The following is a 15399-nucleotide window of genomic DNA, read 5'->3' as shown; positions in this document are numbered from 1 at the left end:
ACGCGGATGGGCGGGCCGGGGTTGGAGGGCCAGGGCTAGGGGACGGCGTAGGTCAGGAGGGGCGTGCCGTCGGCTTTTTGCAACTCCACACTGACCAGCTCGGCGTCGGTGAACCTCGTCGCGCCGGTGAAGCTGAGGTCGTCGCCTGGCGCCGCCAACCAGGAGCCGATCTGCTCGGTGGCACCGTTCGGACCGCGCGCCACCAGCCGGAACGGGTACGCCTTGCCGTAGCTCGTCCGCGCGTCGTACCCACAACGCATTGTCACCTCGGTGCCCCACTTGGTGCCGGTGAGCCCGAGGTCGGCGTGCACCGGCCCGGCGGCGGCCACCGGTCGCATGGCCACCATCGACACCTGCGGGGTCGGGTTGCCCTGCGCGCCGGGCGGCCCGGACGGGTCGACCGTTCGAGGCAGCGCCACTGCGGTGCCCACACCGACCAGCAGCGCCAGCCCGGCGGCGGCCAGTGTGGTCAGTGCGTACCGTCGCCGGTCCGCGGCGCGTTCCCGACGACGGCGCTGGCGGGCCTCGTCGAGCAGCGCGGGCACCCGGGGCGGGGCCGGCGGCGGCAGGATCTGCTCCAACCCCGCCGGGTCGAGGCGCCCGAGCAACCCGGGCAGGACGGCGATCTCGGCGACCGCCTCCCGACACGAGGCGCAGCCGCCCAGGTGCCGCTCGTAGGCCGCCCGTTCGGCAGGGGCCAGGGCGCCCAGCACGTACGCGCCGTCGTCGTACGCGAACTCGCACCGGGTCATCCCGTCACCCCCATCTCGGCCAGGACCAACCGTAGAGACCGCAGCGCGTAGTGGGTGCGGGATTTCACGGTCCCTGGCGGTACGCCCAGGCGGGACGCCGCCTCGGCCACCGACCGCCCCTGGTAGAAGCACTCGACAAGCACTTCCCGGTGGGTCGGGCTGAGCCGGTTCAGCGCCTCGGCGACGGTCCACGCCTCCACCGCCCGTTCGGCCTCGTCGATCACCTCGGGCGGTTCGGGCAGATCGTCGGTGAACACCTCGCCGACCCGGGTGGATCGCCGCCGCCAGGCGTCGATGGCCAGGTTGCGGGCGGTGGTGAACAGCCAGGACCGCACCGATCCGCGCCTCGGGTCGAGTGACTCCGGATGTCGCCAGGCCCGCAGCAGCGTCTCCTGCACCAGGTCCTCGGCCCGCTGCCGGTCCCCGTTGACCAGCCGCAGGGCATGGGCGTACAGCGCCTCCGCGTGCTCGTCGTGCAGCGCGCGGAGCAGTTGGGCGTCGTGGTCGCTGATGGCGGTCTCCTCGCTTCCGGCGCGCGTCCGGCGGTGCGTTCGCTCGGGAATACGTGCTGTCACGCCGATCGGTTCAGCCCGAGGTCAGACCGGTCGCGTGGTGATGCCGCCGACGAAGGTGTTCATGCCCGGTTCACATCGCGGCTGACGAGCGCTCACCACGTCCTCCTAGCGTCCGGCTGGTACGCCGCCTGTCGTGCCACCGACTTCTCTGGAGGCCTCCCCCATGAGCGACCGTCCCCGGCTGCTCCCCCTGTTGAACGGCACCCGCCATGGCACCCGTGATGCCATGACCTGTCTGTACCGGTGCGGGAACGCGTGTGACCACCCGGTCCCGAACACCTCCGACAACGCGTACTTCGGTGACGTGGTGAACGCCGAGGTGTCGCGGCGTGGCGTGGTCCGGGCCGGCGCGGTCGGCGCGTTGGTGCTCGGTTTCGGCGGCGCGGCAGCCGGCGCGCTCGCCGGGGCGGCCCCGGCCGTGGCGGCCCCGACCGCCCCGGACGTTCCGGAGAACTTCGGGTTCGGTCGTCCCAGCACCGGGGTCGGCAACGGCGCGCTGACCTTCAAGCCGATCCCACCGAACAAGCTGGACACCCTTGTCGTGCCGAACGGCTACGACCACGCCGTGGTGATCAAGTGGGGTGACCCGGTGCTGCCGGGCGCGCCGGAGTTCGACCTGCACCACCAGACCGCCGCCGCGCAGTCCAGGCAGTTCGGGTACAACAACGACTTCGTGGGCGTGCTGCCGCTGGACAAGCAGGGCAAGCGGGCGCTGCTCGTGGTCAACCACGAGTACACGAACGAGGACCTGATGTTCCCGGGCTTCCCCGGCCTGGACGGGCTCTCCGTGGAGCAACTGCGCACCGCCATGGCCGCGCACGGCATGTCGGTGGTGGAGCTTGAGCGGGTCGCGGGCACCGGGCAGTGGAAGCCGGTCGGCAAGGGCCCTCGGCCGTACAACCGGCGGGTCACCGCCCTGAGCACCAAGTTCGACCTGACCGGCCCGGCCGCCGGCTCGGCCTGGCTGAAGACCGCCGCCGACCCCAGGGGTCGCACTGTCGTCGGCACGCTGAACAACTGCGCCGGTGGCGTGACCCCGTGGGGCACCGTGCTCTCCGGCGAGGAGAACTTCAACCAGTACTTCGTAGGCGCCGACGCCGTCCCGGCCGAGCTGAAGCCGAAGCTGGACCGGTACGGCATCGGCACCGCCAGCCGCTACCCCAGCGGCAGCCGCAAGTGGGATCGCGCGGACGAGCGCTTCGACCTGGCGAAGCACCCCAACGAGGCCAACCGGTTCGGTTGGGTCGTCGAGATCGACCCGTTCGACCCGGAGAGCCGCCCGCGCAAGCACACAGCGATGGGTCGGTTCAAGCACGAGGGCGCCAACGTGATCGTGGCGAAGGACGGCCACGTGGTCGCGTACATGGGCGACGACGAGCGGTTCGACTACCTCTACAAGTTCGTCTCGGACAAGAAGTTCATGAAGGGCAACTCCTGGGCTGCCCGCAAGCACAACCTGACACTGCTGGAGTCGGGCACGCTCTACGCGGCGAAGCTCGACCAGACCAGCGCCGCCGAGATCGACGGCACGGGCAAGCTCCCCGCCGACGGCGCGTTCAACGGTCGGGGTCGCTGGATCCGGCTGGTCAGCGGCAACCGGTCGTTCGTCGACGGGATGACCGCCGCGGACGTACTCACCTTCACCCGGCTCGCCGGCGACAAGGTCGGCGCGACCAAGATGGACCGCCCCGAGGACGTCGAGCCGAGCCTGCTCACCGGCAAGGTGTACGTGGCGCTGACGAACAACACCAACCGGGGCGTCGGCAGCAACCCGAAGGCGGACGAGGCCAACCCGCGCAACGCCAACAAGCACGGGCAGATCCTGGAACTGGTCGAGGACCGCAACGACAACACCTCGGAGACCTTCGCCTGGTCGCTGCCGATCGTCTGCGGCGACCCGACCGACCCGTCGACCTTCTTCGCCGGGTACGACAAGACCAAGGTTTCCCCGATCTCCTGCCCGGACAACGTCGCCTTCGACGCCACCGGCAACCTCTGGATCTCCACCGACGGCAACGCGCTGGGCAGCAACGACGGCCTGTTCGCCACCGCCGTGGAGGGTCCGGAGCGGGGTCACCTCAAGCAGTTCCTGACGGTGCCGCTCGGCGCGGAGACCTGCGGCCCGTTCATCACCGGTGACAACCGCTCGGTCTTCGTCGCCGTGCAACACCCGGGCGAGATCACCGGGGCCTCGGTGGAGAACCCGGCCTCGAACTGGCCGGACGGTGACTACGCCAAGCCGGGCGTGGTGGTCACCTGGCGCCTCGACGGCGGCCCGGTGGGTAGCTGACGTCGTAGCCGCGGCCGAGCGGCCGCTGACGTTGCTCCGGCGGTCCGGCGCTGGACCGCCCCGAGAGGCCCTCTCCCAGCCCGGGAGAGGGCCTCTCGGCGGTCAGTTGTCGGTAGCGATGCCGTCGGCCACGCCGCGGGCCACTGTGAGCAGCTTGGCGCGTACGACCCGGGCGGAGGTCATCATCTCGCTGGCCGGCAACGCACAGGCGAGCACGACGCGGCGTTCCATGTCCTTGTCCGGCGCGACGAGCACCGCCGCGCAGGCCACCCCCTGGCGGAACTGCCCCATCTCCAGTTGCATACCGCGCCGGTCGCCGGCCGCCAGGTCGGCCTCGAAACTCTCGGTCGTGGTCAGCGTGGCGGTGGTGAAGGGGCGCATGCCGTACTCGCGCAGGTAGCGGTAGCGCTGGTCGGTGGTGAGGGTGGCGAGCAACGACTTGCCGAGCGCTGTCGCGTGCGCCCCCTCGTCGAAGCCCGGGACCAGATCCTCCAGGTAGGGCGAGCGGTGACCCTCGGCGACAGCGGTGAGGGCCACCTGACCGCCGACGAACCGACCGAGGTAGTGGCTGTAGCCGGTGTCCAGGGCGGCCCGCCGCAGCGTCTCACCGACCGCCGGCGGGCCCCGGAACGCCGTCACCAGCTCCCGGTACCGGTCGGCCACCTCCAACCCCACGATGTACGTGCCATCCTCGCGACGGATCACGTAGCCCTCGTAGGCGAGGGTGCGGACCAGGTGGTAGGTGGTGGCCACTGTCAGCTCGCAGCGCCGGGCGATCTGCTTGACGGTCAGGCCCTTCGGGGCGCGACCGACCGACTCCAGCACCCGTAGCGCTCGGGACACGCTGCGAATCAGGTCCGAAGGTTCTGCCAAGGGGTCGCGCACAACCACCTCCGCCGCCGGGGACTTACACCATATGAAAAACAGGCCCGGTGCGAAATGCCTGTTCGGGTCGAGGATGCCAGATCACCATCCACAGGTTGTGCCCCGCCGGTCACCAGGAGTGCTGTGAGCGGGGCTCGCGTAGGTTTGCCGAACGATGACCGACACCTCCAACACCCCCGATCCGGCCGTTGCCCGACCCCGTCCGGTCCGGGCCAGCGCTGGCGCAGTCGCCACCACTGTGGCCTGCGTACTCCCCGTCTTCCTGCTCGGCGGTCTCGCCGTGCAGATGGGCACGGACCTCGGCTTCTCGCCGGCCGGCCTGGGCCTGGCCGTCTCCGTCTACTTCGGGGTCAGCGCGCTGGCCTCGGTGCCCTCCGGGCGGTTGGTCGAGCGGTACGGGTCGGCAGTGGTGGCCCGCTGCGGCATCCTGCTGGCCGCCGGGTCGATGCTGGCAGTGGCCGCCTTCGCCCGGTCGTACCCGGTGCTGGTCGGCCTGCTGGCGCTCAGCGCCGCCGCGAACGCGCTCGGCCAGCTGGCCAGCAACGCGGCGCTGGCCCAGCACGTGCCGGCCCGGCGGCAGGGGCTGTCCTTCGGTGTCAAGCAGGCCGCAATCCCGGTCTCCACACTGCTGGCCGGGGTGGCGGTGCCCACCATCGCGCTCACCGCCGGCTGGCGCTGGGCGTTCGTGGCCGCCGCCCTGGCCGCGCTGACGACGCTTGCCGCAGTACCCCGGCAGTTGCCCGGCCTGGCCCGACGGGCCGGCGCCGCGCGCGCCGGGCGGGCGACGGCGGCGCTGGTGGTGATCGGCGCGGCAGCGACATTGGCGTCGGCCGCGGCCAACTCGTTGGGCACCTTCCTGGTGGACTCCGCCGCGGCCCGGGGTCTGTCGCCGGGCCTCGCCGGCCTCACCCTGACCCTGGGCAGCGCGGTCTGCGTGGCGGCTCGGGTGGGCGCCGGCTGGATGGCCGACCGCCGCGAGACCGGCCACGTCGCCCTCATCGCCGCGATGCTGGTCGTCGGCGCGGTCGGGCTGGGCCTGCTCGCGTTGACCGGCTCGGTGCCGTTGGTGGTCGGCGTGGTGCTCGGCTTCGGCCTGGGCTGGGCCTGGCCCGGCCTGATGAACTTCGCCGTGGTCCGGCTCCACCCGCAGTCACCGGCCGCCGCCACCTCGATCACACAGACCGGGGTGTACGCGGGCGGCTGTCTCGGCCCGCTGAGCCTGGGCCCACTCGCCGCCCACCTCGGTTACCCGGTGATGTGGACCATCGCGGCCGTGGCGATGCTGCTCGCCGCCGCCCTCATGCTCGTCGGCAGCCGACTGTTGACCCGCGCCGCCGCCGCAGCGGGCCGGGGCGTGGATCAGCTGGTGCGGTCGGCGATGTAGTCGCAGAGCGACTCGAGCGCGCTGCGGGACGGGCCGTGCGGCAGCGGAGCGAGCTGCGCGCGGGCCTCCTCGGCGTAGCTGCGCACGGTTTCCCGGGCCCGCTTGAGCGCCGGGCTCTCCCGGAGCAGCCCCAACGCCTCGGCGTGCAGCGCGTCGTCGGTCAACGGGCCGGTCGCCAGGATCTCCCGCAGCCGCACCGACGACGCGTCGGAGTCGTCCGCCTCGCGGGCGTAGAGCACCGGCAGCGTCGGGACACCCTCGCGCAGGTCAGTGCCGGGCGTCTTGCCCGACTGCACCGACTCGGAGGCGATGTCCAGCAGGTCGTCGGAGAGCTGGAAGGCGACGCCGATCGTCTCGCCGTACCCGGCGAGGGCCTCGACGTGCTCCGGGGCGGCGCCACCGAACATGCCGCCGAACCGGGCCGACGTGGCGATCAGCGAGCCGGTCTTCTCGGCGATCACGTGCAGGTAGTGGGCCACCGGGTCGTCGTCGGCGCGCGGCCCGACCGTCTCCGCGATCTGGCCGTGCACCAGCCGGGCGAAGGTGCGCGCCTGCAACCGGACCGCCTCGGGGCCCAGGTCGGCGGCGATGTCCGCAGCGCGGGCGAAGAGGTAGTCGCCGACCAGGATGGCGACCGAGTTGGTCCACCGGGAGTTCGCACTCGGCGCGCCCCGACGGACGGCGGCCTCGTCCATCACGTCGTCGTGGTAGAGGGTGGCGAGGTGCGTGAGCTCCATCACCACGGCCGCCGGGACCACCTGTGCACCGGTCGGGTCACCGAACTGGGCGCCGAGCGCCACCAGCAACGGCCGGAAGCGCTTCCCGCCGGCCTCGACGAGGTGCCGGGCGGCCTCGGTGACGAACGGGTCGGCACTGGCGACGCTGGCCCGCAACTCGACCTCGACCGTGTCCAGAAGACCCAGCACGGACGCCTCGACACGAGGATCGGCGAGGTTGAGGCCAAGCGCGCCGAACTGACTCGTGCTCGCCCGACCCCGTCGACCGCCGGAGCCGGAGGCACCTGAACGCTCGCCCGCCGGTTTCACCACGCTATCAACCATGCCACACCCGTTCGACCTGCTCCGGCCCGGGGATACGCACCGGGGGCCGGCACGTGAACACGCGCCGGCCCCCGGTGATCGATCCTTCGGTCATCGAACGAATTCGGCGGCTCCGGCAGCCAGGTCGAGCAGCGGCGCCGGGGCGACACCCAACACCAGGGTCGCCAGCACACCGATCATCAGCGCGGCGGAGGTGAGCCCACCGGGCACCGTGACGGTCGGGGTGGACTCGCCCGGCTCGGAGAGCCACATCATCACCACGACCCGCAGGTACGGGAACGCGAGGATCATGCTCGTCAGCACACCGGCGATCACCAGCCAGGCCTGGCCACCCTCCAGCGCCGGCCCGAAGATGGCGAACTTGCTGGTGAAGCCGCTGGTCAGCGGGATACCGGCGAAGGCCAGCAGGATGAACGTGAACAGCGCGGCGAAGAACGGCGACCGACGGCCCAGCCCGGCCCAGCGGGACAGGTGGGTGGCCTCACCGTCGTCGTCCCGTACCAGCGTCACCACTGCGAACGCGGCCAGCACCGAGAAGCCGTACGCGACCAGGTAGAACATCGTGCCGGCCAGCCCGTCGCGGCTCGGCGCCAACACACCGACCAGCAGGTAGCCGGCGTTGGCGATCGAGGAGTACGCGAGCAGCCGCTTGATGTCGGTCTGGGTGACGGCGAGCACCGCACCCACGAGCATGGTCAGCACCGCCACCGCGCCGAGGACCGGCGTGAAGTCCCAGTTGGCGTCGGCGAACGCGACCTGGAAGACGCGCAGCAGGGCACCGAAGGCGGCGACCTTGGTGCAGGCCGCCATGAATCCGGTGACCGGGGTCGGAGCGCCCTGGTAGACGTCCGGGGTCCAGACGTGGAACGGGGCCGCCGCGGCCTTGAAGAGCAGACCGATGGCGAGCAGCGCCATGCCGGCGAAGAGCAGCACCGGGCTGGCCGGCGACTCGCCCACCGCCGCGTGGATGGTGGCGAAGTCGACGCCGGCCGTCCGGCCCGGGATCCCTGAGGTGAAGCCGTAGATCAGGGCCACGCCGAACAGGAAGAACGCCGAGGCGTACGCGCCGAGCAGGAAGTACTTCATCGCCGCCTCCTGGCTCAGCAGACGCCGGCGACGGGCCAGCGCGCAGAGCAGGTAGAGCGGCAGGGAGAAGACCTCGAGTGCGATGAACATGGTCAGCAGGTCGTTCGCCGCCACGAAGATCAGCATGCCGCCGATCGCGAACGTGGTCAGCGGGTAGACCTCGGTGAGACCGTTGCGCCCCTCGGCCTGCCGCCGGTCGTCGGCCGACTCAGCGGTCACCGCGGCCTGGGCGACGAACGCCCCGCCCCGCTCGACCGAGCGGTCACCGATCAGCAGCAGCGCCATCGCTGCCAGCACCAGGATCGCGCCCTGGAGGAAGAGCGTCGGCCCGTCGATCGCGAGCGCCTGGCCCGCGGTGATGATCCGCTCATCGGCGCTGAGGACCACCATGGTCAGTGCCGCGAGCACAGCGAGCAGCGCCAGCGTCAACTGCACCACGTGCCGCCAGCGACGAGGCACCAGGGCCTCGACCAGCACGCCGAGCAACGCAGTGCCCAGCATGATCAGGATCGGAGAGATCGCCGCGTAGTCGATCGACGGCAGCTTCAACTCGGTCACTGGGCCGACCTTTCGTTCACGACTGCGGAAGCCTTTGCCCGCGACTGCGGGGCTCGCTTCGCTCTCTCCTCGCGCGGGCGGGTGGGGCTCGCAAGCTCACTCCTCGCGCTCACCGGCCTGCCTCCTGGACGGTGCCGCCCACGGACGGCGCCGGGTCGGTTCTGCCGATGTCGTCCATTGTCGCCTGGACGGCGGGGTTGATCACGTCAGTGACCGGCTTGGGGAAGAAGCCGAGCAGCACGATCAGCGCGATCAGCGGGGCGACCACCACCTTCTCGCGCAGGTTGAGGTCCCGGCGCATGCCGTCGACCTCGGTCAGCGCCGGGTTGAGGGTGCCCTGGGTGGTGCGCTGCACCATCCACAGCACGTACGCGGCGGCCAGGATGATGCCGAGCGTGGCGATGACAGCGACCGGCTTGTTCACAGTGAAGGTGCCGATCAGCACCAGGAACTCGGAGATGAACGGCGCCGTGCCGGGCAGCGCCAGCGAGGCGAGACCGGCGAAGAAGAGCACCCCGGCGAGCACCGGGACGAGCTTGCCGGCGCCACCGAAGTCGCTGATCAGCGCCGAACCGCGCCGGGAGATCAGCATGCCCACCACAAGGAAGAGCAGGCCGGTGGCCAACCCGTGGTTGAGCATGTAGAGCACCGCGCCGGTGCCGGCCTGGGTGGTGAAGGCGAAGATGCCCACGCCGATGAAGCCGAAGTGCGCGATCGAGGTGTACGACACCAGGCGCTTGAGGTCGTTCTGGCCGACCGCCAGCAGCGCGGCGTAGACGATGCCGATCACGCCCAGGGCCAGCGCCCACGGCGCGAACCACTTCGACGCCTCGGGGAACAACGGCAGGCAGTAGCGCAGGATGCCGAAGGTGCCGACCTTGTCCAGCACGCCGACGAGCAGCGCCGCCGCGCCCGCCGGGGCGGCGCCACCGGCATCGGGCAACCAGGTGTGGAACGGGAAGAACGGCGCCTTGATGGCGAACGCGAGGAAGAAGCCGAGGAACAGCCACCGCTCGGTGCCGGTGCTGATGTCGACCTGCGAGAGCGCCTGCCAGTCGAAGGTCTTTCCGCCGACCACCCACAGGCCGATCACCGCGGCCAGCATGAACAGACCGCCGACGAGCGAGTAGAGGAAGAACTTCACGGCCGCGTACTGCCGCTGGTGGCCGCCGTAGCTACCGATGAGGAAGTACATCGGCACCAGCATGACCTCGAAGAACACGTAGAACAGGAAGACGTCGGCGGCCGCGAAGACACCGATCATCGTGCACTCGAGGACCAGCAGCAGCGCGAAGTAGACGGGCACCGACCGCTTCGACGACTCGGCGTCGTGCCAGGACGCCAGGATCACCAGCGGCACCAGAACCGCGATCAGCATCAGCATCACCAGCGCGATGCCGTCCGCGGCGAAGGTGAAGCTGACCCCCCAGTTCGGAATCCAGGAGTACGACTCGCGGAACTGGAACCGGTCACCGCCGGCGTTGAAGCTGACCCACATCACCACCGAGAGCACCAGCACGAGCAGCGACCAGGCGAACGCCACCTGCTTGGCCAGCTCCGGGCGGTGGCGCGGCAGGAAGGCCACCACCAGGGCGCCCACCAGCGGCGCCACGGTGAGCACCGAGAGGAACGGGAAGTTGGACATTATGTGGCCTTACCTCCGTCGTGGATGCGTGGTCCGCCGGCGGGGGCGGGCGTATTGAGGTCGATCACGCCAACCACCCCGCCTGCACCGCAAGGAACGCCGCCATCACCAGCAGCGCACCGGCCAGGATCGAGGTGGCGTACGAGCGGACGAAGCCGGTCTGCATCCGACGGAGGCGACCCGAGCCCCCGCCGACCGCGGCGGCGAGCCCGTTGACGAGCCCGTCGATGCCCCGGTTGTCGAGGTACACCAGCGCCCGGGTGAGGAAGATGCCCGGCTTCTCGAAGACCGCCTCGTTGACCGTGTCGGTGTAGAGGTTGCGCCGGGCGGCGGTGACCAGCACCCCGGCCGGCTGCGGCGCGGTCGCCGTGCCGGCTCGGAACAGGAACCAGGCGAGCCCGGCACCGAGCACGGTGACCAGCAGCGACAGGATGGTGATCACGGTGTGCGAGAGGACCGCCGCGTGCTCCGCGTGCTCGCCGCCCAGCCCGGCGGTCTCCGTCAGCCAGTCCGGAACGGACGTGGCGAGCAGGAAGCCGGCGCCGACCGACCCGACCGCCAGCAGGATCAGCGGGATGGTCATCAGCTTCGGCGACTCGTGCGGGTGCTCGATGTCCTCGGTCCACCGCTGTGGCCCGTGGAACGTGAGCACGAACAGCCGCGTCATGTAGAACGCGGTGAGCCCGGCGCCGAGCAGTGCCGCACCGCCGAAGAGCCAGGCGGTCCAGTCCTCCCGCTCGAAGGCGGCCACGATGATCGGCTCCTTGGAGAAGAAGCCGGAGAAGGGGAACATGCCGATGATGGCCAGCCAGCCCATCATGAAGGTCAACCAGGTGATCTTCATGTACTTGGACAGCCCACCGAAGCGGCGGATGTCGACCTGGTCCTTCATTCCGTGCATGACCGAGCCGGCGCCCAGGAACATGTTGGCCTTGAAGAAGCCGTGCGCCAACAGGTGCACGATGGCCAGCGCGTACGCCGCGCCGCCGAGGCCGACACCGAGGAACATGTAGCCGATCTGGCTCACCGTCGACCAGGCGAGCACCCGCTTGATGTCGTCCTTGGCCGCACCGATGATGCAGCCGATCAACAGGGTGAGCGCGCCGACGCTGACCACCACTAGTTGCAGCGTCGAGTTGGCCGAGAAGATCGGGTTGGACCGGGCGATCAGGTAGACGCCCGCGGTGACCATGGTGGCGGCGTGGATGAGCGCCGACACCGGGGTCGGGCCCTCCATCGCGTCCGGCAACCACGCCTGGAGCGGGAACTGGCCGGACTTGCCGGCGGCCCCGAGCAGCAGCAACAGGCCGAGGACCAGCACCGTGGTGCCGGTCAGCGCGCCGACGCCGTTGAACACCTCGTCGTACTGGGTGGTGCCCAGGGTGGCGAACATGATGAAGATGCCGATGGCCAGGCCAGCGTCGCCGACCCGGTTCATCAGGAACGCCTTCTTGCCGGCGGTGGCCGCGCTCGGCCGCTCCGTCCAGAAGGAGATCAGCAGGTACGACGCCAGACCGACGCCCTCCCAGCCGAAGTACAGCATCACGTAGTTGTTGCCGAGCACCAGCAGGAGCATCGCGGCGACGAACAGGTTGAAGTACGCGAAGAACCGACGACGGCCCGCGTCGTGCGACATGTACTCCACCGCGTACAGGTGGATCAGGAAACCCACCCCGGTGATCAGCAGCACGAAGACAGCGGCCAGCGGGTCGAAGAGCAGGCCGAAGTCGACGCGCAGGTCACCGACAGCGATGAAGTCCCAGAGGCTCAGCTCGACCGACTTGTTCTCCAGGCCACGCAGCTGGAAGAAGAAGCTCAGGCCGAGCACGAACGCGGCGCCGATGGCGGCGACGCCCAACCAGTGCCCCCAGCGGTCGGCCCGGCGGCCGAGCAGCAGCAGGATGGCCGCGCTGACCAGCGGGATCGCCACCAGCAGCCAGACGCCACCAAGCAGCCCCGTGGCCTGGGCGTATTCCACAGTCTCTTCCACCGGTGGACCCCTCTAGTACTTGAGCAGGTTGGCGTCGTCGACACTCGCCGAGCGTCGCGTCCGGAAGATGGACATGATGATCGCGAGCCCGACCACGACCTCGGCCGCCGCCACCACCATCACGAAGAACGCCATGATCTGGCCGTTGAGGTCACCGTTGATCCGGCTGAAGGTGACCAGCGTCAGGTTGGCCGCGTTGAGCATCAGCTCCACGCACATGAACAGCACGATCGCGTTGCGCCGGATCAGTACTCCGGCGGCGCCGATGGTGAACAGCACCGCGGCGAGCACGAGGTAGTAGGTCGGCTCGACCGAGAAGAACGTTCCCATTACTTGGTTTGCCTTCCGTTCGCGACTGCGGGGCTCCGCTCCGCTGCACTCCTCGCGCTCACCGGTCCGTACCCTTCAGGGCCGTCTCCTCGGCGGTCAGCTCGCGCTGCGGAAGGATCGCCGGGGTGCTGCGGTCGGTCAGGCGGCCGTCGGGCAGCCGGGCCGGGGTGGCCACCGAGGAGGAGGTCGCGAAGACGCCGGGGCCCGGCTTCGGGCCGGGGTAGTTGCCCGGGGCGAAGCGTGCCTTCATCGTCGACACCTGGTCGACCTTGTCCTGCTTACGCCGCTCGACGTGGGCCAGCACCATGGCACCGACCGCCGCGGTGATCAGCAGCGCCGAGGTCAGCTCGAACGCGAAGACGTACTTGGTGAACAGCAGCCGGGCGATGCCTTGCACGTTCCCCTCGGCGTTGACCTGGTCCAGACCGGCAGTGTTGGTCCGGTCCAGCGCCTGGTAGAGGCCGGTGCCGACCAGGCCGGCGAAGCCCAGGCCGAGCACGATCGCCGCGACGCGCTGGCCGCGCAGCGTCTCGATCAGCGAGTCGGTGGAGTCCCGACCGACAAGCATCAGCACGAAGAGGAACAGCATCATGATGGCGCCGGTGTAGACGATGATCTGCACCATGCCGATGAACGGGCCGGCCTGGAGCACGTAGAACACGCCCAGGCAGAGCATTGTCAGCACCAGCCACAGCGCCGAGTGCACGGCGTTGCGCGCGGCCACCATCCCGATCCCGCCGATCAGCGCGAGCGGGGCGAGGATCCAGAAGGTGACCGCCTCGCCGGTGGGGACCGAACCCGCCGCGGCGAGCACCGTAGACGTGGTCATGCTTCCTCTCCCTTGCCGGCCGCCACGCGCTGGGCGGCCTGCTCGGCGCCCGGGAACGTCACGCCGGGGTGCTCCTCGACCTGGTAGCGGCCGGGGCCCATCGGGGACGTCTCCGCACCGGCGGAGGTGCCCGGGTTGTCCAGCGCGCCGACGTAGTAGTCCTTCTCGCTGTCACCCAGCCGCATCGGGTGCGGAGGCTGCTCCATGCCCTCCAGCAACGGAGCGAGCAACTGCTCCTTGGTGAAGATCAGGTCCTGCCGGTTGTCCCGGGCCAACTCGTACTCGTTGCTCATGGTGAGCGACCGGGTCGGGCAGGCCTCGATGCACAGCCCGCAGAAGATGCAGCGGGCGTAGTTGATCTGGTAGATGCTGGCGTACCGCTCACCCGGCGAGAAACGCTCCTCGTCGGTGTTGTCGCCACCCTCGACGTAGATCGCGTCCGCCGGGCAGGCCCAGGCGCACAGCTCGCAGCCGATGCACTTCTCCAGGCCGTCCGGGTGCCGGTTGAGGATGTGCCGCCCGTGGTAGCGCGGCGCCGACACCGGCGGCTTGAACGGGTAGTCGGTCGTTACGACCTTCCTGAACATGTGCGAGAAGGTGACACCGAATCCCTTGAACGTTCCGGTGATCGCGCCCACGTCACACCTCCCTGGAGTCCGAGCCGGCAACGATGTTGGCCGGCTCCCGCTCGGCGACCACGCGCGTGATGCGCGGGCTCGGTGGTACCTGAAGATCCATCGGTGGCAGCGGGAAGCTCCCGTGCGGCCGGTTGTCGACCTGTTCCTGCGTCGTCGGCTTCGGCTTCGGGCGCCGACTGGGCCAGAAGATCGTGACCAGCAGCAGGATGCCGGCCGGGACGCCGACGGCGATCACCTTGCCGCGGGTGTCCCAGTCCTCGATGGAGCGCAGGCCCGAGAGGACCAGGATCCAGGCCAGGTTGATCGGCAGCAGCACCTTCCAGCCGAGCCGCATGAACTGGTCGTACCGCAGCCGGGGCAGCGTGCCACGCAACCACACGAAGACGAAGACCAGGGCGATCACCTTGCCGAAGAACCAGAGCATCGGCCACCAACCGGAGTTGGCGCCCTCCCAGATGGTGATCGGCCAGGGTGCCCGCCATCCGCCCAGGAACAGCGTGGTGGTGACCGCTGACATGGTCACCATCGCGACGTACTCGCTGAGCATGAAGAGCGCGAACTTCAGCGAGCTGTATTCCGTCATGAAGCCGGCGACCAGCTCGGACTCGGCCTCGGGCAGGTCGAACGGTGCCCGGTTGGTCTCACCCACTGTGGCGATGAAGAAGATGATGAAGCTCGGCAGCAGCAGGATCGCGTACCAGCCCGGCGCCGGGATGGTCTGGCCGAAGACGGTCAGCTGGGTGCCGTCGCCCTGAGCGGCGACGATGCCGCTGGTGCTCATCGTGCCGGCGGTCATGAAGACCGCCACGATGCTGAGCCCCATGGCGACCTCGTAGGAGATCATCTGGGCGCTCGACCGAAGACCACCCAGCAGCGGGTACGTCGAGCCGGAGGCCCAGCCACCCAGCACGATGCCGTAGACGCCCATCGAGGAGCAGGCGAGCAACAGCAGCACCGCCACCGGCACATCGGTGACCTGCAACGGCGTGTGGTGACCGAAGATGCTCACCATCGGGCCGAACGGCACCACCGACAGGGCGGTGACCGCGCAGATCACCGAGATGGTCGGGGCGAAGAAGTAGACGACCTTGTCGGCCGCCTTCGGGAGGATGTCCTCCTTGAAGGCCATCTTCAGGCCGTCGGCGAGGGTCTGCAGCAGGCCGAACGGGCCGACCTGGTTGGGGCCGGGCCGCACCTGCATGTAACCGACCACGCGCCGTTCGAACCAGACACCGAGCAGGGTGGCCAGCAGACCGAAGGCGAACGCGAAGACAATCTTGCCGAGAACCAGCCACCACGGATCCCGGCCGAAGTCGGCCAGCGTCGGATCCTGGGCGAGGAAGGACGGACTCACTGTGCCCACCTTTCGTTCGCGA

At 69.9% G+C, this 15399-nt stretch carries 13 protein-coding genes; 2 read left to right on the top strand and 11 right to left on the bottom strand.

Annotated elements, in window-relative coordinates:
• Nucleotides 1–35: 35 nt before the first annotated feature.
• Together AB0C19_RS24150 and AB0C19_RS24145 are read right to left on the bottom strand one after the other, a co-directional pair.
• Nucleotides 36–752 (bottom strand): zf-HC2 domain-containing protein, encoded by a 717-nt coding sequence (locus tag AB0C19_RS24150; protein ID WP_357188838.1) that lies wholly within the window; start codon nucleotides 750–752, stop codon nucleotides 36–38.
• On the bottom strand, nucleotides 749–1264 hold the full coding sequence (locus tag AB0C19_RS24145; RefSeq protein WP_051708644.1) for a sigma-70 family RNA polymerase sigma factor: 516 nt from the start codon (nucleotides 1262–1264) through the stop codon (nucleotides 749–751). The genes AB0C19_RS24150 and AB0C19_RS24145 overlap by 4 nt, the downstream gene beginning before the upstream one ends.
• 226 nt (nucleotides 1265–1490) lie before the next feature.
• Here AB0C19_RS24145 and AB0C19_RS24140 point away from each other — a divergent pair, with 226 nt between their 5' ends.
• Nucleotides 1491–3617 carry a PhoX family phosphatase gene (locus AB0C19_RS24140; RefSeq protein ID WP_357188836.1) on the top strand — a complete coding sequence of 709 codons (2127 nt, stop codon included), beginning with the start codon at nucleotides 1491–1493 and terminating at the stop codon, nucleotides 3615–3617.
• 102 nt (nucleotides 3618–3719) lie between these two features.
• On the opposite strand, the gene AB0C19_RS24135 is transcribed toward AB0C19_RS24140, so the two are convergent.
• Nucleotides 3720–4502 (bottom strand): IclR family transcriptional regulator C-terminal domain-containing protein, encoded by a 783-nt coding sequence (locus AB0C19_RS24135; RefSeq protein ID WP_091395539.1) that lies wholly within the window; start codon nucleotides 4500–4502, stop codon nucleotides 3720–3722.
• 154 nt (nucleotides 4503–4656) lie between these two features.
• On the opposite strand from AB0C19_RS24135, the gene AB0C19_RS24130 reads away from it, so the two are divergent.
• Nucleotides 4657–5886, top strand: a complete 1230-nt coding sequence (locus AB0C19_RS24130; protein ID WP_357188833.1) for an MFS transporter — start codon at nucleotides 4657–4659, stop codon at nucleotides 5884–5886.
• On the opposite strand, the gene AB0C19_RS24125 is transcribed toward AB0C19_RS24130, so the two are convergent.
• From AB0C19_RS24125 to nuoH, 8 genes are all read right to left on the bottom strand, one after another.
• A complete protein-coding gene (locus tag AB0C19_RS24125) occupies nucleotides 5862–6947 on the bottom strand; it encodes a polyprenyl synthetase family protein (protein WP_357188831.1) in 1086 nt (361 codons plus the stop codon). The genes AB0C19_RS24130 and AB0C19_RS24125 overlap by 25 nt on opposite strands.
• Before the next feature lie 90 nt (nucleotides 6948–7037).
• Nucleotides 7038–8591, bottom strand: coding sequence for an NADH-quinone oxidoreductase subunit NuoN (gene nuoN, locus AB0C19_RS24120; RefSeq protein ID WP_210785495.1), 1554 nt, complete (start codon nucleotides 8589–8591; stop codon nucleotides 7038–7040).
• A 109-nt stretch (nucleotides 8592–8700) separates the two neighbouring features.
• Entirely contained in the window at nucleotides 8701–10236 is a 1536-nt protein-coding gene (locus AB0C19_RS24115; RefSeq protein WP_145794932.1) for an NADH-quinone oxidoreductase subunit M, read from the bottom strand.
• A gap of 64 nt (nucleotides 10237–10300) precedes the next feature.
• Entirely contained in the window at nucleotides 10301–12226 is a 1926-nt protein-coding gene (gene nuoL / locus AB0C19_RS24110) for an NADH-quinone oxidoreductase subunit L (protein ID WP_091395553.1), read from the bottom strand.
• A gap of 12 nt (nucleotides 12227–12238) precedes the next feature.
• Nucleotides 12239–12556, bottom strand: coding sequence for an NADH-quinone oxidoreductase subunit NuoK (gene nuoK / locus AB0C19_RS24105; protein ID WP_088951135.1), 318 nt, complete (start codon nucleotides 12554–12556; stop codon nucleotides 12239–12241).
• A gap of 58 nt (nucleotides 12557–12614) precedes the next feature.
• On the bottom strand, nucleotides 12615–13385 hold the full coding sequence (locus AB0C19_RS24100) for an NADH-quinone oxidoreductase subunit J (RefSeq protein WP_357188828.1): 771 nt from the start codon (nucleotides 13383–13385) through the stop codon (nucleotides 12615–12617).
• A complete protein-coding gene (gene nuoI / locus AB0C19_RS24095; RefSeq protein WP_357188826.1) occupies nucleotides 13382–14023 on the bottom strand; it encodes an NADH-quinone oxidoreductase subunit NuoI in 642 nt (213 codons plus the stop codon). Before nuoI ends, AB0C19_RS24100 begins: the two co-directional genes overlap by 4 nt.
• A 1-nt stretch (nucleotide 14024) precedes the next feature.
• Nucleotides 14025–15377 (bottom strand): NADH-quinone oxidoreductase subunit NuoH, encoded by a 1353-nt coding sequence (gene nuoH, locus AB0C19_RS24090; RefSeq protein WP_357188824.1) that lies wholly within the window; start codon nucleotides 15375–15377, stop codon nucleotides 14025–14027.
• Between the last annotated feature and the right edge of the window lie 22 nt (nucleotides 15378–15399).

This window comes from Micromonospora sp. NPDC048842 (assembly GCF_040649935.1).
Taxonomy (GTDB): domain Bacteria; phylum Actinomycetota; class Actinomycetes; order Mycobacteriales; family Micromonosporaceae; genus Micromonospora; species Micromonospora hortensis.
Note: the sequence above shows the minus strand (reverse complement) of the source record. Positions and strands in the feature narration are given on the sequence as shown.